Raw genomic sequence first — 22,985 nt, forward strand, 5'->3', positions numbered from 1 at the left:
GAAAGCTTCCCAATGTTGGTGTTTATCAAAAAATATTCTTCTCAATATATTGGTCTCCATAAAATGAAAATACCACAGCTTAAATGACTGTGGTAGACCCAAATTTTTATACTTTCTTATCTTTAAATAAAAAACAGAATGCTGTTATTAAAGGCATTCTGTTTGTTTAGTTTATAAGCCATTAGCAAGCAATTCGTCCAGACGGCAGAATTGGGATTCCATGCCTTGGACAACACCCATTTCCAACACTTGCATCAGCGCTTCCTCTGAAGCAAAGGCGCTCTTAATTTCAAGAAGTGTTTGCTGGCTTTCTTCCTTGAAAAAGACGCTGATCTGCATTTCCGGCATGTCAGGAGCAACATTTCCGTCCTTATCTGAGAACGCATCTGTATAGAGTATGACTTCTGGTGCAACCATTTTCTTATACACTGCAAGTCCCCAAGATTCCTGCCCAAAAAAATCTCCCTGATTTTCATCTGTACAAGTCATGCAATAATGCCATACGCCATTTTGCTTGAATTCAAAGCTTGAATTTTTAGTTTTCCAGCCCTCTGGTCCCCACCAAGCCTCTATCAGTGCTGAGTCGGAATAGGCCTTAAAAACCGCTGCTCTAGGTGCCTTAAACTTTCTCTCTATTACAAGATTATTACCTTCCGTGTAATAGACTATATGCTCAAAAGTTTGCTTTTCAGACATAACATACCTCCAAATATTTGATCCTGTTTTTCTAGCAGCAAAGATAAGTTTCCTATCGTTTACATTCTAGTAATACTCATTGAAATCCTGCTGTGTCACACGATGAACTTAGTATGCGGCACGAGGGTTGAACAGGAGCTGTGTACGGATAACCATTCAACTGTGATTCTTTATGTTAAGGCATCTTCGGCACAAGGATGAACACTACAAACTTCTTCATATAGATGAGTGCCCCTCTCTGCTGATAAATGGATCATCACTCTGTTCCTGCTTTTTCACATACTCAAGTGTCTTCTATATTCGGCGCTTTATTTATGAGGCTTGCAGTACATGACTGCTGCTCCTCTTCGCCCTTCTTCATACTCTTCCCTGTCGAACAACTTGCACCTGACAGTCTAACTGCAAAGGCAAGTGGCTCAATAAAAATGAATGATAAAAATAAAAATAAAGAAAAAAGCAGTGATGTTAAGCAGCAAATGCTGAAAACTCTAACCCTTTTGTTGTTTTTTAAGGTTCAAGAACGCTTTCCAAGGCTTGTTTGTATTGTTGTCTTAAAAATATGCGTTTGCACTGATTAATTCGCGGATACAGCTTGGTCTCGTTTTTATATACTGTACTATACGGCAAGGGGGTGAGGGAGTTGGCAGGGAAATTCAATATAAAAGATCAATTCGATTTAAAGTTTAATGTAAATGGAAAAGAAGTTTCAAATGAAGAAAGAGCAGCATATGTGGAGCAGTTCATGAACAAGATGACAGAAGAAATGGGCGGCTTGGCAAAAAAGCTCAGCAGCAAGGTCACAGACACTGTTGCGAATAAAAGTGTGGATGCGATAAAGGAAAAAGCAGTCAATACACTAAATATTAATTCCATTAAAGACTTGCTGAATGAGGATAACCTCAGCAAGCTGAAAGAAAAGCTACCTGTCATTGACGCTTCAAATGAGGAAGGAAATTTAAAAGTAAATGTAAATGGAAAATCACTTTTCTCATTAGACCTTTCTAATTTCATAAAGAAATAACAAAAAAAGAAATGTTGCTTGAAAGGAGGTGAAATCATATGTTGTCTGGATGCACATCTGATTCTCACAAAAGAAGCCGTTCTGGCTCTGGTAACGGTACAGAACTTCGTGCATTTACAAACGCTACTCAAGGTAACGGTAACCTAGCTAACCAATTTTCTGCTGCTGGTGCTGCTGGAGGAGCTGCTGTAGGTGTAAACTTGTTGAACTTCTTCATTGGCGGAATTCTTGTAAATGCAAACAGTGCTGGTGATGCTACTGCTGTTTCTTTCAACGAGAACAACCCTGAACAGGTGAACGAAGCTTAATACTAATCAAAATTTCCGGGCAGCATTTCCGTGATTGATTCGTCAATTATGGGCATGACTGCCCTTCTTATCTTATATATATTACATAAACGAAAGGAAGTGGGAACATGGCGGAAAAGAACATTGGCTTAACGAAGGAAAAGCTGCAGGAATTAGGCGTGCCAGAGGAGCTTGTTGACAAAATCCTTGAATCAGGAGCACCTTCTGTCAACACACACGCAGAAGGAGGAAATGGCGGCAGTGCAGTCAGTTTAACCTATGTGGACAATTATTCGAGCTTAATGCTTGTTTACACCTTTCTTTTAAATACTATTCAGCAAAGTAACAATCGAGATAGAGAAACAAGACAGCTAAACAAATCCTTGCTGACTACTCTCGAGACTGCGATGAAGGAACAGCAGGAATACAGGAAAGCATTCCTGCAAGCAATCAACATTCTTAATAATAAATAACTGTAAAAGATAAAAAGCCAACAACATGGAAGTGACCCCTAAAAGTTAGGTACGGTTATTTCATCAGACAGCTTGCTCAAAATGAGTTCGGTATTGTACCGGACTCATTTTGAATTTGCCTTATCCGTTTGGCATTATACTATTCCATATATTTTTCAAGGTTCTTATTTAAGATGTTCTACATATTCGAATTCCTTATATTAAAGGAATTCTGATTTCATCATCCCGAAGAAATTCTCCATCACTGAGCTATCGTAACAGTTTCCTTTATGAGACATACTTTGTTTCATTCCTCTTTTTTGGAGGGCATGATGATATTGTTTTCATCTGGTAATGCCAGCCTTGATCTGATTTGCTCTTCTGGTGAACGTTCAAGGGCTTTCTCTAACATCTCCGAAACAAGTGAATAGGTTGGTTTTTTTACGGATGGATGCCCCTTTTCCTGCGGTTCAGGGGGCTTCTATATCGCCAACCTTCATTTATCTCTGCTAATTATACACCATTGTATAACTAGGGAACTTAAAAAGAATGCAGTATCCATTAGTGGCAATTACTTTCGGGTTGAAGCCTTGGACAATATTTAATTTTATATCACTTGTATATTTAGTCATAAAAAAACTGCACCTCCAATTGTTAGACAGTGTCTACCAATTGGGGCGCAGTTCAACATTGTTGGCTTTTTAACATGCTTCTTAATGAAGCTTATTTTTGTTTGTTGTATTTATATCATCAAAGGAATCAACAACATTGTTGGCAATTGTTTTCGTCACGAGCTGCAGCATGTCATTGACAATTTTTTGTGATTCTTTAAATTCTGATACGATCGGTATCTCGTCAATTTCTGCTTGAAGTGCATCAATCTTCGCTTCTGTTTCCTTCAGTGCTGAGATTTTTCCATAATGCTGCAAATTTACTGCTTGCTTCTGCAGCTTTTTAATCTGAGCAATTCGGTCATTCACTTTACTGTTTTGGTTGATTTGTTTTTCCGCACGTATGTAAAAATCAACCTCTTCTGTTTCCTGAATCATTTTGGCAAGCTCTTCTGTCCGCTTCAATATTTCTTCTTTAGAATATTTAGCCATCTCAGTTTGCCTCTACAGCTTCGATAATCTCAATCATTTCACCATTTAATGACCAAGTTTTCGCATCTGTAATTTTAACTGATACGAGCTTGCCGATTGCTGATTTCGGACCGACAAAGTTCACAAGCTTGTTTTTGCGCGTATAGCCTGCAAGCACATCCGATTGTTTTTTGCTTTCGCCTTCTACCAGTACTTCCACGATTTGGCCTTTATAGCTCTTCATGGATTCAGCTGATTTTGCATTCACCAATGCATTCAAGCGCTGCAGACGTTCCTTTTTCACTTCCATCGGCACATTGTCCTTCATTTTGGCAGCAGGAGTTCCTTCACGCGGTGAATAAATGAACGTATAAGCAGCTTCGAAGCCAACTTCTTCATATAAAGAAAGTGTTTCTTGGAATTGCTCTTCTGTTTCATTTGGATAGCCGACGATGATATCTGTTGTTAAAGTCAAGTTTGGAATCGCTGCTTTCATTTTGCGAACAAGCTCTAAATACTGCTCTCTCGTATATTTTCGAGCCATGATTTTCAATACATCAGAAGAACCTGATTGTACTGGCAAATGAATATGCTCAACCATATTGCCGCCTTTAGCCAAAACTTCAATCAAATGGTCATCAAAGTCGCGCGGATGGCTTGTTGTAAAACGAATGCGCGGAATATCGATTTTGCTGATTTCATCCATCAAGTCACCTAGGCGGTAGTTCATATCTGTAAAGTCTTTACCATATGCATTAACGTTCTGTCCTAGGAGTGTGATTTCCTTATAGCCTTGTGCTGCCAACTGACGGACTTCGTGAATAATATCCTCAGGACGTCGGCTTCTTTCCTTGCCTCGAGTATAAGGCACAATACAGTATGTACAGAACTTATCACAGCCGTACATAATATTAACCCATGCTTTAATCTGTCCATTACGTACTTTCGGAAGGTTTTCAATAACATCCCCTTCCTTCGACCATACTTCTACGACCATTTCCTTGGACATATAAGCTTCATGAAGGATGTTTGGCAAACGGTGAATATTATGAGTTCCAAAGATAATATCAACTTGGTTATATGTTTTTAAAATTTTATTAACGACAGATTCCTCTTGAGACATACAGCCGCAAACGCCAAGTAGAAGATCAGGCTTCTCTGTTTTCAGAGACTTAAGATGACCAAGCTCACCGAACACTTTATTTTCTGCATTTTCACGAATTGCACATGTGTTCAGCAGGATGACATTCGCATCCTCTACTGTATTCGTCGGCTCATAGCCTAAACTTAAGAAAATACCTGCCATTACTTCTGTATCATGTTCGTTCATCTGGCAGCCGAATGTGCGGATATAAAACTTCCGTCCTTCTCCCATACCGCGGAATTGTTCAGAAATCACAAAGTCATTTTCATAACGGATTTCTTCCTTTCCTCTGCGCTTTGCATCCCTTAAGGATGGAGGTGTATAGACAGTTTCAAAATATTTGCTGTAGTCTTTTTCAGGTTTTTTAACCGTTGAAGTAACAGTATCCAATTTTTGAGTTTCTAAACGCTGTTTTTCGTTCATTTAACATACTCCTCTCTTATCGATGAGATGTCATTATCATCCATAAGCTTTTGTTGAAAAATTTCCCATTAACGCATTCATATGCTAGTTTTGACAAGTTTACATTATATTAGTATAAGCCTTTCAAGCTATGAACACAATAGGAAGGTTCTTAGAGCATACTGGATGAACGAATGTTGGCTACTCGTGTGGATACCGTTTTTTCATGTTCTGAAACAGAAACTTTTCTGTCTGACTGGTAGTATAGTATTTTAACAGTTCATTGATTAGATTTTCATAGCCATAAATGGACTCGAGGCCGCACACAAATGAGTCTGTGCCATCAAAATCGGAGCCGAATCCCACATGATCCTCGCCCCCTAATGAACAAATATAATCTACATGCCGAATCACATCTGTTAGCGCCGCAGAGTCTGTTCCGCTCAAAAAAGGTGGAACAAATGTGATGCCGATAACACTGTTCACATCAATCAGCGCTTTTATTTGATCATCTCGCAAGTTTCTTGGATGAGGACATAATGTGTACGCGTTCGAATGAGAAGCGAATGGGTAGTCTGCCACTTCCAGTGTATCCCAAAAGCCTCTTTCTGAAAGATGGGAGACATCGCACCAGACTTTCTGACTATTAAGCTCTTTCACTACTTCTTTGCCAAAGACAGTCAGCCCAGCCCCTCTTGGCTCCATCGCTCCATCGGCTACAGCGTTGGCGTGATTCCAAGTCAGTCCAACAGAGGTAACGCCAAGACGCAGCAAGGTTTTAAGCTTAACTAAATCCTCCCCGATCGCTTCACACCCTTCTAATGTTAAGACAATACCGATTTCATCCGGCAATAGGGAATCAATATTCTGTTGGCTTTTAATTAGCTTTAAAAGCGGATTCGGTTTTAAGATTTGTTCATAAAAGATATCAACCATTCTCAAGGCTGCATCAAAGCGCACATCAGGATGCACGGATTCAGGCAGATAAATCGCAAAGCATTGAACCTTTGCTCCGCTGCTGCGTAATCCCTTATAGGTAACTTGCAGTTTGTTGCTTTCATGAAAATGAATCTTCTGGTCTAAAAACATTTTAAACAACACATCACAATGTCCATCAAAAAAAGGCAATGCTGCCATCTTCTCACCTCGTGAAATCATAATTAACTATATTATATTCTGCTTTTATCCAAAAGCGCCTACTTGCTAAAAAAAGAACCTGTATGACTAATCATACAGGTTCAGTCCCTTATTCCTCTGCCAGCTATTTACTATGTAAAAGAGCAGTGTTAACAGGGTTATGGTTTGTTCATTTGCCTATTTTTCGCCTGTTTATCTAGGCTCTACAATAAGCTTGATGGCTGTTCGTTCCTCACCGTCAATAACGATATCAGTGAAGGCTGGGATACAAATTAAATCCACTCCGCTAGGTGCTACAAACCCTCTTGCGATAGCAACTGCTTTAACAGCTTGATTCAATGCACCTGCACCAATAGCTTGGATTTCTGCTCCGCCTCTTTCACGCAGAACACCTGCAAGCGCACCAGCTACAGAATTGGGACTAGACTTTGCTGAAACCTTTAATATCTCCATTTCTAGCTCCTCCTTGTTAACCCCCCCGCATGTTCAGCATATTAATAGAACACATCAGGATATATATCATTCCATTGCTACTATATTCTGCTTTTAAAACACTTATTCCAGCTTGGACAAAAATTTAGGCAAAATAATCCTAAATTGCGTAAAACACTGTATAACAAAATAAAAAAACCGAAACTTTACGTTTCGGTTTCCACTTTATTAAGAGAAGAATGGATGATCTTCATTAATAAGGATTCGGTTGATTTTTTTCGCTTTGCCGGTTTTTTTGTCCACCTCGATCAGACATGCACTCAAAGTCGCTCTTCCTGCTTTTGGCGGCTCAAAGCGTGTCGGCAAGTTTGTCAAAAATCTGTTAATGACAGCTGACCGTTCCATTCCTAATATGCCGTCATAGGGGCCTGTCATGCCGACATCTGCCATAAATGCTGTTCCTTGCGGAAGGATGCGGTTATCAGCTGTTTGTACATGGGTATGTGTTCCGATAACTGCTGTAACCCTGCCATCTAAGTACCAGCCCATTGCCTGCTTTTCACTTGTTGCCTCTCCATGAAAATCAACAAAGATAATATCTGTTCGTTTTTTCGCTTCAGCAATCAGTTCATCTGCTTTTACAAATGGATCATCACTTGGATTCATGAAGGTTCTTCCTTGCAGATTGATGACAGCTACTTCTATATCATTTATTTTGACAAAAACCATGCCTTTGCCAGGATTATTCTCCGAAAAATTGGCTGGTCTCACCAAATATTTGGCTTCATCAATAAAATCAAAAATCTCCCGATTATCCCAAGTGTGATTACCTAAAGTCACCGCTTGAGCTCCTACCTCTAAAAAGCCGCGGTAAATTTTTTCTGTAATCCCTTTGCCGCCAGCAGCATTTTCACCATTAATAATCGTCAATTGAGGGCGGTATTTTTCCTTCAGCTTCGGCACATATTCTTTAATCATGTCCCTTCCCATCGATCCGACCACATCGCCTATAAATAAAATATGCATAATATAAATCCTTTCTATGAAGCCCTGCCAAATATGGCAGCTTCCTATCCAAACTAGGTTCTCTTTAGTTTAACATACATTCATTCTTTTTCTCTTATACAGCTTTTCAAAATAAAAACGGTGCACATGGCACCGTTTTTTTATTTTGCGTATTCAACAGCTCTTGTTTCACGTATAACTGTAACCTTGATATGTCCTGGATAATCCAGCTCTTCTTCGATCTTTTTGCGGATATCACGTGCTAATCGATGTGATTCCAAATCGTCAATCAAGTCAGGTTTAACCATTATTCGTATTTCACGGCCTGCTTGAATAGCAAACGACTTCTCAACACCATCATATGATTCAGAGATTTCTTCTAATTTTTCGAGACGGCGAATATAATTCTCTAGTGTCTCTCTGCGGGCACCAGGTCTTGCAGCTGAAAGTGCATCAGCAGCAGCAACAAGTACCGCAATAATAGAAGTAGGCTCTGTATCGCCATGATGGGAAGCAATGCTATTAATAACCACAGGATGTTCTTTATACTTAGTGGCAAGTTCTACCCCAATTTCAACATGGCTTCCTTCGACTTCATGGTCAATAGCTTTTCCGATGTCATGGAGCAATCCTGCTCTTCTCGCAAGTGTTTCATCTTCCCCAAGTTCCGCAGCAAGTATACCTGAAAGCTGTGCAACCTCTATACTGTGTTTCAGCACATTTTGGCCGTAGCTTGTTCTGAATTTTAAACGGCCGAGAATTTTGATCAAGTCAGGGTGAAGTGCATGTACACCAACTTCAAATGTTGTCTGTTCACCGATTTCACGGATATGTTCATCAACTTCACGTCTTGCCTTATCGACCATTTCCTCAATGCGAGCTGGATGGATGCGGCCATCCTGCACAAGCTTATCAAGGGCCAGTCTTGCTGTTTCCCTTCTGATAGGGTCAAAACCTGAAAGAATGACAGCTTCTGGTGTGTCATCAATAATTAAATCAATTCCAGTAAGTGTCTCAAGCGTACGAATGTTGCGCCCTTCTCTACCGATGATTCGGCCTTTCATCTCATCATTAGGCAAGTTAACCACGGATACAGTTGTTTCGGCAACATGATCTGCGGCACATCTTTGGATAGCAAGCGACAGAACTTCTTTCGCTTTCTTGTCTGCTTCCTCTTTTGCTCTTGTATCGCTTTCTTTAATCATTATAGCGATATCATGGGCGATATCTTGCTCTGTTTTGTCTAAAATGATGGATTTTGCCTCTTCGCGAGTTAAACCGGAAATGCGCTCTAGTTCAGTTTGCTGCTTGCGAACCATCTCATCCACTTTGCTCTCCATCTCTTCCATATGCTGTTGTCTTTTATTAAGAGAATCGTCCCTCTTTTCTAAAATTGTTTCCCGTTTATCAAGCGCCTCTCCCTTACGGTCAAGGTTTTCTTCTTTTTGCAATAAACGATTTTCTTGTTTTTGTAGTTCATTTCTTCGATCACGAACTTCTAGTTCTGCTTCACTGCGAAGCTTGTGAATCTCATCCTTTGCTTCTAACAAAGCTTCTTTTTTCAATGCTTCTGCTTCACGTTTTGCAGTTTCAATCATTTGTTCAGCAGTCATTGTCGCATTAGCAATTTTTGCATTAGCATTGGACTTACGAATAAAATATACAACAAAGCCAACAACGGCAATTACGATTAGGCCAAGCAAAATGGAGATGATAATTGTATTGGTTTCCATCATTTCACCTCCTCTTGCTATTAAATTGTGTTGTTACGATTTTAAAAGTATTGGCTTATAGTTCTTTTTAAAGCGAAAATACTGCCCTAGTACATAGTTTCTAGGTTTTTCATACTCATAAAAATGTAAAATATACAATATAATTGTATAGTTGTGCCAATTCATTGTCAAGAGCTTGAATTAGGAGGATAGACACTAATTTAAGGGGTTTCATCTTATTCGCCTATGCATAATCTAGCATTTACTGGTAAATTATACATCTTTCTCTCTTCTTGTAAAAAACTGTTGCGAAACGAATAGATTCTAATTCCCAACCCTCAGATAAAATCGATTCGTATTACTAGTATAGACAGGAAAAAAATACCTAAACAGCACCTTTAGCTGTTTTTCAAATAACGAAAAAAGGATAGCAGTCTAGTGACCGCTATCCTATCCTTTAAGTTAGTCTACTAATTCAAAAGACTCTTGGTCTTCTTCATCTTGTCCTGGTTTTAAGACAACTTCGTTATCCAAACCGTAGTGGTCACGAATCTTCTTCTGAATTTCAAGAAGAATATCTTTGTTTTCTTTAAGGAAAAGCTTCGCATTTTCACGGCCTTGGCCTAAACGCTCATCATTATAAGAATACCAAGATCCGCTCTTTTGAACAATATCCAGCTCAGAACCAAGATCAATTGTCTCGCCTTCTTTGGATATACCTTCTCCATACATGATGTCGACTTCCGCAACTCGGAACGGCGGTGCTACTTTATTTTTCACAACTTTGATTTTCGTTTTATTTCCGACTATATCCGTACCTTGTTTAAGTGTTTCAGCACGGCGAACTTCTAAGCGAACAGTTGAATAGAATTTCAATGCGCGGCCACCTGGTGTTGTTTCAGGGTTTCCGAACATAACGCCGACTTTTTCACGAATCTGGTTAATGAAAATCGCGATTGTTTTCGATTTGTTGATTGCACCTGAAAGCTTACGAAGCGCTTGTGACATCAAGCGAGCTTGCAAACCAACATGGGAATCACCCATCTCCCCTTCAATTTCCGCTTTAGGTACAAGTGCTGCAACGGAATCGATAACAAGGATATCAACGGCACCACTTCTTACCAATGCTTCCGCGATTTCAAGCGCTTGTTCTCCCGTATCCGGCTGAGAAAGAAGCAGCTCATCAATGTTTACACCGAGCTTTTGTGCGTAAACAGGGTCTAACGCATGCTCTGCATCGATAAATGCAGCTTGTCCACCAGTTGCTTGAACTTCTGCAATTGCATGTAGAGCAACAGTCGTTTTACCTGAGCTTTCAGGACCATAGGTTTCAATAATACGGCCTCGTGGATATCCGCCAACCCCAAGTGCTGCATCCAATGCTAATGAACCGCTCGGAATAGTGGAGACAACCCGGTCTGTCTGTTCTCCTAATTTCATGATACTACCTTTACCAAATTGTTTCTCTATTTGTTTTAATGCCATTTCTAAAGCAGCTTGACGATCGCTCAAAAAATTCTCCTCCTTTAATATATAAAAATGAATCATTTCCCATTCGGCAGATTCATTTGGTGTTCAAGAATATATATTAAATATACTCTTTTTCTCCGAGTTTGTACAGCAAAAAGTAGAACATTCATTCGTTTTTTTAAAAATGCTGCACCATAACTAAGAAACGAGCCAGGAGTGCTAATTACAGCTTCTTCAATTCTTTAAGCAGGAAAAATTGTCCGTATTTTGACGATCTGCTTCTGTTTGCCGAACGTCCTCCTCCAAGAAGAAGCTTTTCTGAAATAGTCGGTTTTCCTTTCACAGCAATTCCGATATAAACAGTTCCAACCGGATGCCCTTCTAACTCATCAGGACCAGCGACTCCTGTGAAGCTGATTCCGATATCTGTGCCAATCAGTTTAGCGACGTTTTCAGCCAGTTCGATTGCACACTGCTCACTTACAACACCGTGATTCTTAATAGTCTCTTCCTTAACAGAAAGAACATTTTGCTTCACTTCATTCGTATAGCAGACCACTCCACCGCCAAAAACAACGCCTGCTCCTGGGATGTTCGTCATTTCCTGCTGGAACAATCCGCCGGTGAGGCTTTCGGCCGCAGCGACAGTCAGTCCGTGTTTCTCTAATTCCTTAGAAAGCTCTTTAGCAAGAGTCGTGTCATCATACCCATAGAAGAATTCGCCGACACGTTCAAAAATCTCTGTTTCAGCAGCATCAATTAAACGCTCTGCTTCCTCTTGTGAATCATGCTTGCATGTTATCCGGAGAGTGACTTCCCCTTCGCCAGCCAGCGGTGCGATTGTCGGATTCGACTGCTTATCAATCAAATCAACAATTTCTGTTTCCAGCAGCGATTCTCCTATGCCGAAAAAGCGCAGCACTCTTGAGACGATAAGCTCTTTTGTTGTCAGCTTTTCCTGCAGTGCCTGATAGCCGTATACATCGAACATTGGCTGCATTTCCTTAGGCGGACCAGGAAGGAGCATGTAGAAACGGCTGTCTTTTTCAAGGAACATTCCAGGCGCCATTCCATGATCATTTGCAAGTATGCGGGAGCCTTCCAGTACTAGCGCCTGCTTCTTGTTATTTTCTGTCATCGTGCGCTTAGAACGCACAAAGTATTGCTCGATTGAATGGAGAGCATCTTCATCAAAGACAAGCTTTTTCCCAAGATGCAAAGCGATTGTCTCCTTCGTCAAATCATCCTTTGTAGGACCAAGGCCCCCGGTAAAAATAAGAAGATCTGAACGAGACTCGGCAATCTTAATCGCATCCTCCAAGCGGTTTGAATTGTCCCCAACCGCTGTGTGATAATAAACATTTACTCCGAGATTTGCCAGTTGCTTTGAAATATATTGGGCGTTTGTGTTGGCGATTTGACCGAGCAGCAGCTCAGAACCAACAGCTATGATTTCTGCATTCATCCGTTCATTTCCCCTTTCTCTCTCCCATATATGGGTGTCTCTTTCCTTATTCCCAACTTGCCTTTAATTCAAAAGTTAATTTCTGCTGAAAATTATTTAGAATTAGCAAAAACATGCTTATTCTTAGCGAAATAGTCCCAACCAGACCAGATTGTAAAGATTAAAGCAACCCATAAAGCGATTTGATCGAATTGTAGTCCAATCAATTCAAAAATCATGTTGTGCAAAAGCAATGCGGAAATTGCGACGATTTGTGCCCATGTCTTTATTTTCCCAAGCATGTTTGCAGCGACCACTTCTCCGCCTTTTGCAAGAATAGCACGCAGCCCTGTTACAGCAAATTCTCTGCTGATAATGACAATAGTAATCCAGGCAGAAGCCATATCAAAACTTACAAGTACAATTAGAGCAGCTGATACAAGCAGTTTATCTGCCAAAGGGTCAAGAAATTTGCCCAAGTCTGTCACGAGATTATATTTTCGTGCGAAGTAGCCGTCAACCCAATCTGTTGTCGATGCCAAAATGAACAGAAGTGCGCCGACAAAATGAGTCACAGGCAATGAAACGCCAAGCAGCTCCAGTTCGCCCCAAGAAAAGTCTGCAAGCATAATGACTAAAAATACCGGAATTAACAGTATTCTTGAAATGGTTATTTTGTTAGGTAAATTCATCTTACTTCCTCCGTTTTATGTACAAAAATAGCGTTATTTCATCATTGGCCAGTCAAAGAAGACTTACGTTACGCAAAATTAGCCAAAATAGTATGAAAACATTAGTATTATACCCAATAATAATAAAAAAAGCGAAATATAGTGACCTAGCAGACTCTCTAAACATGCTGCATATTAAGAAAGAAGTCTGCAAAAAGCAAGAAAGAGCCGATTACACAGCCCTTTTTTCTTGCTAAATGGTTTTTGTTATTCACTATCCTTGACATACTTGATTGTGATGTCTTGGCGTACGGAATCTGACGGCGAAACAGCAAAATCGATTTTCTCATCATTAACATAAACCTCTGTTTGACTGCTGTTACCGATGACAAGCACCGCTTCTGTTTCCTTCGAGTAATCTACTGTCTTAGATTCTTCTCCATCTTTATCGAGAATGCCTTGGAAGAAAGAATACCCTTTGCCGTTTTGCATGTTCACCCATGTCTGTCCTGTTGAAACAAGCTTGACGCTGAACTTGTCCGCATTTTTCAATTCATATGTAGAGGCGCTTCCGCTTGTTCCGCTAACGGTAATTTCCTGCTTAGGCGTTTCCTCTTCCTCTTCTTCAGCAGGCTCATCTTCTTTAGTTGCTGTATCGGCCGCTTTTTCTTCAGAGGCATTGTCATCTTTCGCCTCGCTGTTTTCCGTATCCTTCAGCGTTTCTGACTCGCCATATTTCGCCTCTGTTGGGGCGTTTTCATTCTCTGCAGCAGAGTCACCATTGCCGCCTTTTGATATGAAATACCAAGCAATGGCAGCCACACCAATAACGAGCAATGTAATAAGAATCTTCGGCAATATATCAAATACCTTTGATCCGCCTTCTGACATCGTTTGTCTTGATGTCACCCTTGAGAGCTTCTCTGGTATTTCCTCATTGCCGCTTGACGGGATTTCGCTCTTATATTCTTCAAACAAGTCATCAGCAGGCAAATTTACTGCTTCCGCATATTGTTTAATGAACGCTCTGGCATAAAAATTCCCGGGCATCATGCTGAAGTTGCCCTCTTCAATCCCGATAAGATAACGGGTTTGTATTTTTGTAATTTCTTGCAGCTCCTCAAGGCTTAAGCCTTTTGCAAGCCTTGCTTCTTTTAATCTGTTTCCTAGTTCACTCACAAATAACACCTTCCAACTTGCTAAAAATCAAATCCTTGAAACTCATTTTGTAAAAGCAGCGCATTCTTTTTGCGGACATCTAAGATGATTTCTTCATTCGGCTCATGACGAAGCTCGATAATATAATCAAAATCATCTAGTGAATATTCCGTATTATGAACAAACACATCCGGATGCTCGACCACTTTGACAGCAGGAAGGCGCATCACTTCCCTGATCAGCTGCCAATGCTTCTCGTTTATCTGCTTGCTAGAAACAACTCCATCTATAATAAAAAGATTGTTCTCACTATACTCATCTTGAATCAGTGAACTTCTGACAGTCTGTTTTAATAACGTTGAGCTGACTGGAAGCCACCTTTTGTTAGCACTGACGCTTGCTGCGACAATCGATTCTGTTTTGCCAACCCTGGGCATTCCTCTTATCCCTATTAGCCGATGTCCTTCGAGCTTAAACAGTTCTGCCATAAAATCGACCAATAGCCCCAGTTCAGTGCGGACAAACCGAAATGTTTTTTTGTCATCTGCATCTCTTTGTATGTATCTGCCATGACGCACAGCCATTTTGTCCCGAAGAGTCGGCACACGGAGCTTGAACACCTTGATCGTGTCCATCGTATAAAGGATGGATTCCAGACGCCTCACCTGCTCATCATCGGTTGTTGTCATTAAAAGGCCTCTCCGCCCATCATCGACCCCATTGATGGTAATAATATTGATGGAAAGCATACCTAGCAATGATGATATTTCCCCGAGTAGTCCAGGTCGATTTTTTTGGATTTCATATTCCAGATACCATTCCTTCTCTCTCAAAAAAATCCTCCCCAAATCTTGTTCTGTTCGTTTTTTTAACTCTATATAATAATAAAGGAAAGTTCCTAAAGATGAAAGAAAAAACCAAGCACTTTCCGATAAAATTAGAAGCCTGTGCAGCTATGTATTATTTGAAGCTGTTTTTCAAAAAGGAAAAGAGGCAGCTTATCCATAAGGTGACCATAAAATGAAAAAAAGGAATAGCTTTAATTGCCTTCTTGCTTTTTACGGATCTCCCTATAGATATAGCCGCCTCGAAAAATAACCCTAATTAACGGTCAGTTCCGTTGTTTTGAACAAGCTTGACCATCATGTTCGCAATTGCATGCTGCTCTTCTTCAGAAGCAACAGACCAAAGATCAGCAAGAATTCTTTCCTGATCGTTTTTTGGTTCTACTTGGTTTGATAAGTAATCACCAATTTGGAATGCAAGATCACCAATAACGCCTTTGTTCATTCCTTCGTTTTGTGCATGATTAAGGCGGTCACCTAAAAAGTCTTTCCATTGATCCCAGTTTTGCAATATAGACATAGAGGTACTCCTTTCCATTCTGTAAGTTGTATTACATAGTTATTTTGGATTGTTCAACCGAATTATATGCATAACAACTTAGGAAAAAATCTTTTACACATGCCAGCCGCCATTTGGTGATAATACTTGTCCTGTTAAATAAGAGGAGTCGCCAGACAGCAAAAATAAAACGCTTTGTGCGACTTCCTCTGCCTTTCCAAGCCTGCCCATCGGAATTTCCTCTGCCATCCATTCCTTTTCTTCAGCTGTAAACATGCCGAGCATCTTTGTATCGATAGCACCAGGTGCCACAGCATTAACGCGAATACCATTTCTGGCAACTTCCTTGCTCAATGCCTTAACGAAGGATAGTTGGGCACCCTTTACAGTGGAATAAGCAACCTCCATCGATGCACCGATCTGTCCCCAAATCGAAGATATAGCGACAATATTGCCAGCTTGCTTTTGTGTCATTTTCGGCAAAAGCTCCCTTGTGACAGATATTAAGGAAGCGACATGTAGATTCCATAGCTGGTCCATTATTTCATCAGTCGTATCCGCCAACATTCCGTAAACACTCACTCCGCTGGCATACACGATACCATCAAGGGAAAAAATTGAATTTATCACTTGTTTATATCCATCCCGTTTGCTTAAGTCAGCTTTTATTGCTATATAATCTTGACCAAATGGCGCTATCTCTTCAAGCAGTTTTCGGATAGCCTCCTCATTCTGGTTATAATGCAAATACAAGGAATACCCCTTGCTTGCTAGCAATTTTGCAATGGCTGTGCCAATTTCCCCTGTTGCTCCTGTAATTAAAATATGTTTCCCCATTTTGTTCACTCCGTCATTTCTAATGTGTACAGCAAAAAAGGAAGTGGGTTTCATCCCATTTCCTTTTTGCTGTTAACTGCCTTATGCTATGCCTTTGGCACAACTTGGCAGACAGTGATTCTGTCTTCGTCAATAAACCGCTGTGCAGCTGCCTGAATGTCCTCTACAGTTATTTGTTCAATCGTTCCGACAACATCAAATAAATTCATATCATTGAAGGAATATCTTGTAAACTGATTCGCAATATATTCAGGTGAATTAACGGCACGAAGGAAGGTTCCGATTCGTTTCTTTTTCGACCGTTCAAGCGTTTCCTTTTGAATCGCAGTTGATTTTGCCTCTAGAAGTATTTTTTGAATTTGCTCTGCAAGTTCATCCGGCTTGCTTGTATCTCCGCCGACCATCGCAAAGCCAAAGCCCTTTTCCTGTGTATAATCATAAGAGAAGGTATCATCAATCAACCCTTCAGAAAACAGATGTTGATAATTTTCGGAGCTGTTAGAGAAAAGCAAGTCGAGCAACGTGTTAATACACAGCTCATTCTTCAGCATTTCAGCACCTTGCTGCTCGGTGTCCACTGCTTTAACGCCGACAAGGCATTTGGATGTTTGCACATTCATATTAAGCACTTGTTTCTTTTTATGCACCTCTAGTGGTTCTTCCTCAAACTGCCTTTTTATTTCCGGCTTTTTCGTATAGTCCTTCTTCTGCTGGTTTGCTTTAATACTTTCCATATATTCGTTAGGATCTACCGGACCGACAATAAACAAGAGCATATTGCTAGGGTGATAAAAAGTATCATAGCACTCATACAGCAAATCCTTTGTAATATGTGATATCGACTCAATTGTACCTGCAATATCAATTTTAACAGGATGGTTTTTATACATGTTTTCAATCAAGCCAAAATACAAACGCCAGTCAGGATTATCATCATACATCGTAATTTCTTGGCCGATAATACCTTTTTCCTTTTCAACTGTCTGTTCAGAGAAATATGGATCTTGCACAAAATCAATTAATGTTTCTAGGTTGTTTTCAACATTCTGTGTGCTAGAAAATAAATAAGCCGTTCTTGTAAAGGAGGTAAATGCATTAGCAGAAGCTCCGTTTTTGCTGAACTCTTGGAAGACATCACGGTCCTTCTTCTCAAAAAGCTTGTGTTCTAGAAAATGAGCGATGCCATCTGGAACTTTTTTATATTCTGTTCCGTTCAACGGGACGAACATGTTGTCAACAGACCCGTAATTTGTTGTAAACGTACAGAATGTTTTGTTGAAGCCTTTTTTCGGGAGAATATAGACTTTAAGCCCATTATCAAGCTCTTCAAAGAAAAGTTCTTCCTGCAGCTGTTCAAAAGAGATTTTTTCCATTAGTTATTCCCCTCCGATCCTGATAGGAAATAGATTGTATCCAATTCGATTTTATTAGCAACACTTTGAATTTCTTCCTTCGTTACCTTGCTGATGGATTGCAGCCATTGGGACATATCCACTTTTACACCGCTTACTGCATTATGGTAGAACACCTCAATCATACCTCTTGCTGTATCAAGTGTTTCAAGCATTTGATTATGAGTGACTGCCTTTGTCTGCATAATTTCATCATCAGTGAAATCACCCTTTTTCATTAGCTCTAACTGCTCCTTAATGATAGATACAGCCTTTTCATAATTTTGCTGGTCAATCCCTGACAAAACCATCAGCAAGCCTTTATGACTTTCAATCCGGCTTGCAGCATAGTAAGCAAGACTTTCTTTTTCTCTTACATTAAGGAAAAGCTTGGAGTGGGAAAAGCCGCCATAAATGCCATTGAATATTTGCAAAGCAAAATAATCTTCATCCCCATACACAACATTTGTTCTGTAACCGATATGAAGTTTGCCTTGTTTCACATCTTGAACTTCCTTTACTTCCTTTTCCTTTACTTCCTTATGTACCGCCCTCGTATGTTCGGAAGCCGTTCTATCAGCAAATGGCAGCTTTGTGCTTATATAAGAGGCTATTTCCTCTTCATCAATATCTCCTACAACAAATACATCGATTTGATCCTCTTGTCGCGATTTCTCATAGTATTGATACAGTTCTTCTGCTGTGATAGGATCTACCTTATCAGCAATGCCGTTTACACCTAAAGCATATGGCTCTCCTTTAAACATTTCTTCTACTAAACGGAAATTAGCATACCTCATTTTGTCATCATAAATGGATTGAATTCTTTGCTTCAAGGCCCTTTTTTCATCTTCGACTATTTTTGCTACAAAGGATTTTCCATCTCCGTTAGGGTTAAAAAGAATTTCCGCCAAAAAATCGACACCTTTTTTCAGCAGCGGGTCTGGATTGCTCAAAAACTTTTCATTAGCTATTTCTAAGGAGAAGGAAATAATTTGATAATCACCTTTTTTGGAAAGGTCAATAAAAAATGTCGCTCCATATAACTCTTCCAAATATGAACGAAGTGTTGCGGTATTTGGGTACTTATTGGAGCTGTTTTGCAGGACATACGGCAAAAGAGCCCTTAATGTAGCACTTTCTTCTGTAATGGGAGCCTTCCACTTTACGACAATATTATTTGTTTTAAACTTCTCTGTCTTAACAGTATGCAGATTATATCCGCCGTATTTCCTGACTTTCTCTTCAGCAACACTCATGGGCTACCTCCTAAGTTCACTGCACTAAAAAATGCATATTTTTATAACTATAGTATTGACTCTAATACAAAGGATATTCTTACTATAACTTTGTTAAGCACACGTTTTCAAGTTTCTTTCGTGCAAATCACAACCGTGTTTATCAAATGGTATGTTTTAATACCACTTCATAATCCTTAAAACAAAAAAATCTCCTGTTGCATAAATGCAACTAGGAGATTTTTGTAATATAATTATCTGCTTCCTTTTATATATGGGACACCGGAAGCTTTCGGTGCATCTGCTCTGCCGATGAAGCCAGTAAGTGCGATGATTGTCAGCACATATGGGGCAATCAGCAAGTATACATTCGGAATGTTCTCAAGGAATGGCAAGCTGCTTCCGACGATGCTCAATGATTGGGCAAATCCGAAGAACAGGGCCGCACCCATCGCTCCTAATGGATTCCACTTTCCGAAAATCAATGCTGCAAGAGCCATGAACCCTTGTCCGCTGATTGTAGAATGAGTGAAGTCATTTGTAATCGACTGTGCGAACACACCGCCGCCGATACCGCCTAACGCACCAGATAAAACAACACCGATATAGCGCATTTTAGTAACATTGATACCCATTGTATCAGCTGCCATCGGATGCTCCCCAACAGCACGGAGACGAAGACCGAATGGTGTTTTGAACATTACAAACCAAGAAATAATAGCTACTATAATAGCCAGATAAGATGTCCAGTACGTATTCTGGAAGAACAATTCTCCAATGACTGGAATATCTTTCAATACTGGAATATCCACTTTTTTGAAGCTGTATTGAATTGTTGCAGTTTGTCCTTTGTCATAAATCAGTTTAACCAAAAACATTGCCAAACCTGCTGCAAGCAAGTTTATCGCAACACCGGAAACAGTCTGATCAGCGCGGAATGTGATGGACGCAACAGCATGCAGCAAGGAAAAGACTGCGCCAACGACCATTGCACACAATAAGGCTACCCATGGAGTCCATGCTCCTAAGCTGTCTGCAAAAGTTAAGTTGAATACGATGGAAGAGAATGCCCCCATCAGCATAAGACCTTCTAGCCCGATATTAACAACACCGGCACGCTCTGAGAAGTTACCGCCAAGCGCAGTAAAAATCAGCGGAGCAGCCCATAATAGTGAAGAAGGAATGACAATTAATAATACATCCATTAATCCCACTTACTTCTCCCCCTTTTTACTTTTATTTTTGCTCATTTTCTCTAAGAAGATGCGTATCATATAGTTTGCTGCCACGAAGAATACGATTAATGCGATGATGATATCAACCATTTCATTCGGCACACCAGCCTCGAGCGGCATATTCAACGCTCCGACTTTCAAGAAGCCGAATAAAGCGGCTGCAAAGACAATACCTAATGGTCCATTTGCACCGAGAAGAGCAACGGCGATTCCATCAAATCCTACGCCTGTGAATCCAGCTTTATTGCTGACATATTCGAATGTTCCTAATCCTTCCATTGTACCTGCAAGACCTGCAAAGGCACCAGAGATTACCATAGAAAGAACGATATTTCTGTTAACATTCATACCGGCATATTGCGAAGCATTCTGGTTAAAGCCAACTGCTTTCAATTCATAGCCTTTAACGGTTTTCTCAAGAATAAGCCACATAATAAGCACACATGCTAGAGCTATTAAAATTCCCCAGTGTAAACGGGAATAATCTGTCATGCTGCTCAAGAAATCTGAGCGAAGAGACGCAGATGCCGGAATATTTTCCGTACGGTCTGCCTTATCTGTTAATACATTACGAATTAAATAGTTTGATACATGCAATGCGATATAGTTCATCATAATGCTGACGATTACTTCATGCACTCGGAAGCGTGCTTTTAAAAATCCTGGCACAAATGCCCATAATGCACCTGCAGCTGCTCCTGCAAGCACTGCCAACGGCAAATGAATGATTTTCGGCAAATCAAAAGCGACTCCGACCCACACTGCTGCAAGCCAGCCGACGATTAATTGACCCTCTACTCCGATATTAAACAAGCCTGTACGGAAGGCAAATGCCACTGCAAGTCCTGCAAGGATTAACGGAGTAATCTGGCGCACTACTTCACCGACAAAGTAGACTTCGCCGAATGCGCCGTTCCACAGTGCAGTATATGCTGCAGCAGGATCATAGCCGGTAACGAGCATGATGATTGTTCCAACTATAATGCCCAGCAATACAGATATAACAGGTATACTTATTTTTCTTATTGTATTAGACATTCTTCTCCACACCCACTTTTTTATCTTTCGATCCTGCCATTAATAATCCTAGCTCTTGTTCTGTTGTATTCTTCGGGTCTACCTCCGCAATAATATTCCCTTCAAAGATAACAGCAATCCGGTCGCTAACATTTAAGATTTCCTCTAGTTCGAAGGAAACAAGCAACACCGCTTTTCCTTTATCTCTTTGTTCTATCAGACGTTTATGGATAAATTCAATCGCTCCGACATCAAGTCCGCGTGTCGGCTGTGCCGCAATCAAAAGATCTGGGTTTCTGTCCACTTCTCTTCCGATGATTGCCTTCTGCTGATTACCGCCTGATAAAGCTCTCGCTGGAGTATGTGCGCCAGGTGTTCTTACATCGAACTCTTCAATCAGCGTTTTCGCTTTTAAATCAATTTCCCGTTTGTTCAAGAAGCCAGCCTTAGAAAATGGCTGTTTGTAATACGTTTGCAGCACCATGTTTTGACCAATTGGGAAATCAAGAACTAAGCCGTGTTTATGACGGTCTTGCGGGATATGGCCGAGACCGCTTTCTGTGATTTTTCTAGGTGTCAGCACGCTGAGCTCTTTGCCGTTCAGCTTAATGCTTCCGTTATCTTTTTTTAGCAGCCCTGTTATCGCTTCAATCAGCTCTGACTGCCCGTTACCATCTACACCGGCAATTCCGACTACTTCGCCGGCACGGACATTCAAGTTAAGCGAATTTACAACAGGTACTCCCCTAGAATCTTTAACAGTCAAATCAGAAATTTCCAAAACTGTCTCTTTAGGCTGCGGTGCTTTTTTGTCGGTTTTGAATGTAACTTCACGGCCGACCATCAAGTTTGCAAGCTCTGTTGGATTTGTTCCGCTTACATCGTATGTACCGATTCCTTCCCCTTTGCGGATAACGGTTACACGATCACAAACTTCCATGATTTCCTTCAGCTTATGAGTGATTAAGATGATGGATTTTCCTTCCTTAATCAATGTTTTAAAGATGCCAATGAGTTCTGTAATTTCCTGAGGTGTCAGCACAGCAGTAGGCTCATCAAAGATAAGGATTTCCGCTCCGCGGTATAAAGTCTTTAAGATTTCCACCCTTTGCTGCATACCTACAGAAATATCAGAAATTTTCGCCCGTGGGTCTACTGCAAGCCCGTAACGCTCACTGATTTCTCTTACTTCATTTTCTGCCTTTTTTAAGTCTATTTTTCCTTTACTTACTGTTTCTTTTCCTAAAATAATGTTTTCTGTAACAGTAAAGGTATCGATCAGCATGAAATGCTGATGGACCATCCCGATGCCCAAATCATTCGCCACATTAGGGTTGGAGATGTTGACCACTTTCCCTCTTGCTCTGATTTCTCCTCTTTCCGGCTGATAAAGTCCGAACAATACGTTCATCAATGTTGACTTTCCTGCACCGTTTTCCCCTAACAATGCATGAATTTCCCCTTTTTTTAACTGAAGGGTTATATTGTTATTGGCAACAATTCCAGGAAATTCTTTTCGGATATTCAGCATCTCAATAACATATTCCATCTCATTCACTCCTTCTTCTCCACAAACGAATGTCAAATAATTAAAAATACAGCTGGCAAAAAAATATTTAAGTGTCAGCAGTAAGAGGAATTTCTGCAACCTATGATATTTAACTATTTCGCTATAATTTCACCATCGTAAAATTTTTAATAAAAAGCAGAAGGCTTCTGCCTTTTAGTTAAAATTCTAGTTATGGTCGTAAAAAAGGAATAAGTGTTTTGCCATGCAAACCACTTATTCCTGTAAAAACTTCTTAAATCT

Annotated in this window: 24 protein-coding genes and 1 pseudogene; 4 read left to right on the plus strand and 21 right to left on the minus strand. The window is 40.3% G+C overall.

Features of this window, described 5'->3' with window-relative positions:
• Window positions 1–171: 171 nt before the first annotated feature.
• On the minus strand, window positions 172–696 hold the full coding sequence (locus M3600_RS00005; protein ID WP_251644577.1) for an SRPBCC family protein: 525 nt from the start codon (window positions 694–696) through the stop codon (window positions 172–174).
• Window positions 697–1,121: 425 nt separating this feature from the next.
• Between M3600_RS00005 and M3600_RS00010 the strand changes: the two genes are divergently transcribed.
• From M3600_RS00010 to M3600_RS00025, 4 genes are all read left to right on the plus strand, one after another.
• Entirely contained in the window at window positions 1,122–1,274 is a 153-nt protein-coding gene (locus tag M3600_RS00010; protein WP_251644578.1) for a hypothetical protein, read from the plus strand.
• A gap of 62 nt (window positions 1,275–1,336) precedes the next feature.
• Window positions 1,337–1,717 (plus strand): hypothetical protein, encoded by a 381-nt coding sequence (locus tag M3600_RS00015; RefSeq protein WP_233314324.1) that lies wholly within the window; start codon window positions 1,337–1,339, stop codon window positions 1,715–1,717.
• 38 nt (window positions 1,718–1,755) lie between these two features.
• Window positions 1,756–2,025: a hypothetical protein gene (locus M3600_RS00020; RefSeq protein ID WP_185766892.1), complete on the plus strand. Its 270-nt coding sequence runs from the start codon at window positions 1,756–1,758 to the stop codon at window positions 2,023–2,025.
• 107 nt (window positions 2,026–2,132) lie between these two features.
• Window positions 2,133–2,477: a hypothetical protein gene (locus tag M3600_RS00025; RefSeq protein ID WP_233314325.1), complete on the plus strand. Its 345-nt coding sequence runs from the start codon at window positions 2,133–2,135 to the stop codon at window positions 2,475–2,477.
• Window positions 2,478–2,540: 63 nt separating this feature from the next.
• Here the strand turns inward: M3600_RS00025 and M3600_RS00030 are convergent.
• From M3600_RS00030 to M3600_RS00120, 20 genes and pseudogenes are all read right to left on the minus strand, one after another.
• Window positions 2,541–2,895, minus strand: a pseudogene (locus tag M3600_RS00030) (IS3 family transposase); the annotation flags it as partial.
• A 70-nt stretch (window positions 2,896–2,965) separates the two neighbouring features.
• A complete protein-coding gene (locus M3600_RS28805; RefSeq protein ID WP_285854659.1) occupies window positions 2,966–3,088 on the minus strand; it encodes a hypothetical protein in 123 nt (40 codons plus the stop codon).
• A gap of 81 nt (window positions 3,089–3,169) precedes the next feature.
• Complete coding sequence (locus tag M3600_RS00035; RefSeq protein WP_233314326.1) at window positions 3,170–3,559, minus strand: YlbF/YmcA family competence regulator; 390 nt, start codon at window positions 3,557–3,559, stop codon at window positions 3,170–3,172.
• Between the two features lies 1 nt (window position 3,560).
• Complete coding sequence (miaB, locus tag M3600_RS00040; protein WP_233314327.1) at window positions 3,561–5,105, minus strand: tRNA (N6-isopentenyl adenosine(37)-C2)-methylthiotransferase MiaB; 1,545 nt, start codon at window positions 5,103–5,105, stop codon at window positions 3,561–3,563.
• Window positions 5,106–5,285: 180 nt separating this feature from the next.
• A complete protein-coding gene (locus M3600_RS00045) occupies window positions 5,286–6,221 on the minus strand; it encodes a dipeptidase (protein ID WP_233314328.1) in 936 nt (311 codons plus the stop codon).
• Between the two features lie 192 nt (window positions 6,222–6,413).
• Window positions 6,414–6,674, minus strand: a complete 261-nt coding sequence (spoVS, locus tag M3600_RS00050; RefSeq protein ID WP_016201204.1) for a stage V sporulation protein SpoVS — start codon at window positions 6,672–6,674, stop codon at window positions 6,414–6,416.
• Window positions 6,675–6,881: 207 nt separating this feature from the next.
• Window positions 6,882–7,679, minus strand: a complete 798-nt coding sequence (locus tag M3600_RS00055) for a TIGR00282 family metallophosphoesterase (RefSeq protein WP_237941200.1) — start codon at window positions 7,677–7,679, stop codon at window positions 6,882–6,884.
• A 140-nt stretch (window positions 7,680–7,819) separates the two neighbouring features.
• Window positions 7,820–9,391, minus strand: coding sequence for a ribonuclease Y (rny, locus tag M3600_RS00060; protein ID WP_233314778.1), 1,572 nt, complete (start codon window positions 9,389–9,391; stop codon window positions 7,820–7,822).
• A 441-nt stretch (window positions 9,392–9,832) separates the two neighbouring features.
• Entirely contained in the window at window positions 9,833–10,882 is a 1,050-nt protein-coding gene (gene recA / locus M3600_RS00065; RefSeq protein WP_233314330.1) for a recombinase RecA, read from the minus strand.
• A gap of 181 nt (window positions 10,883–11,063) precedes the next feature.
• A complete protein-coding gene (locus tag M3600_RS00070; protein WP_251644579.1) occupies window positions 11,064–12,305 on the minus strand; it encodes a competence/damage-inducible protein A in 1,242 nt (413 codons plus the stop codon).
• Between the two features lie 92 nt (window positions 12,306–12,397).
• Window positions 12,398–12,976, minus strand: coding sequence for a CDP-diacylglycerol--glycerol-3-phosphate 3-phosphatidyltransferase (gene pgsA, locus M3600_RS00075; protein ID WP_233314332.1), 579 nt, complete (start codon window positions 12,974–12,976; stop codon window positions 12,398–12,400).
• A 246-nt stretch (window positions 12,977–13,222) separates the two neighbouring features.
• On the minus strand, window positions 13,223–14,134 hold the full coding sequence (locus tag M3600_RS00080; protein ID WP_233314333.1) for a helix-turn-helix domain-containing protein: 912 nt from the start codon (window positions 14,132–14,134) through the stop codon (window positions 13,223–13,225).
• Window positions 14,135–14,154: 20 nt separating this feature from the next.
• A complete protein-coding gene (locus tag M3600_RS00085) occupies window positions 14,155–14,946 on the minus strand; it encodes a YmfK family protein (RefSeq protein WP_233314334.1) in 792 nt (263 codons plus the stop codon).
• 271 nt (window positions 14,947–15,217) lie between these two features.
• A complete protein-coding gene (locus tag M3600_RS00090) occupies window positions 15,218–15,478 on the minus strand; it encodes a DUF3243 domain-containing protein (protein ID WP_233314335.1) in 261 nt (86 codons plus the stop codon).
• Window positions 15,479–15,571: 93 nt separating this feature from the next.
• Window positions 15,572–16,294, minus strand: coding sequence for an elongation factor P 5-aminopentanone reductase (gene ymfI / locus M3600_RS00095; protein ID WP_233314336.1), 723 nt, complete (start codon window positions 16,292–16,294; stop codon window positions 15,572–15,574).
• Window positions 16,295–16,380: 86 nt separating this feature from the next.
• Entirely contained in the window at window positions 16,381–17,667 is a 1,287-nt protein-coding gene (yfmH, locus tag M3600_RS00100) for an EF-P 5-aminopentanol modification-associated protein YfmH (RefSeq protein WP_251644580.1), read from the minus strand.
• Window positions 17,667–18,944, minus strand: a complete 1,278-nt coding sequence (yfmF, locus tag M3600_RS00105; RefSeq protein ID WP_233314338.1) for an EF-P 5-aminopentanol modification-associated protein YfmF — start codon at window positions 18,942–18,944, stop codon at window positions 17,667–17,669. Before yfmF ends, yfmH begins: the two co-directional genes overlap by 1 nt.
• Before the next feature lie 233 nt (window positions 18,945–19,177).
• Complete coding sequence (locus tag M3600_RS00110) at window positions 19,178–20,137, minus strand: ABC transporter permease (protein ID WP_233314339.1); 960 nt, start codon at window positions 20,135–20,137, stop codon at window positions 19,178–19,180.
• A complete protein-coding gene (locus tag M3600_RS00115; RefSeq protein WP_233314340.1) occupies window positions 20,138–21,196 on the minus strand; it encodes an ABC transporter permease in 1,059 nt (352 codons plus the stop codon).
• Window positions 21,189–22,724: an ABC transporter ATP-binding protein gene (locus M3600_RS00120; RefSeq protein ID WP_233314341.1), complete on the minus strand. Its 1,536-nt coding sequence runs from the start codon at window positions 22,722–22,724 to the stop codon at window positions 21,189–21,191. The genes M3600_RS00115 and M3600_RS00120 overlap by 8 nt, the downstream gene beginning before the upstream one ends.
• Window positions 22,725–22,985 lie beyond the last annotated feature (261 nt).

Source organism: Niallia sp. MER 6, assembly GCF_023714395.1.
Classification (GTDB): Bacteria; Bacillota; Bacilli; order Bacillales; family Cytobacillaceae; genus Niallia.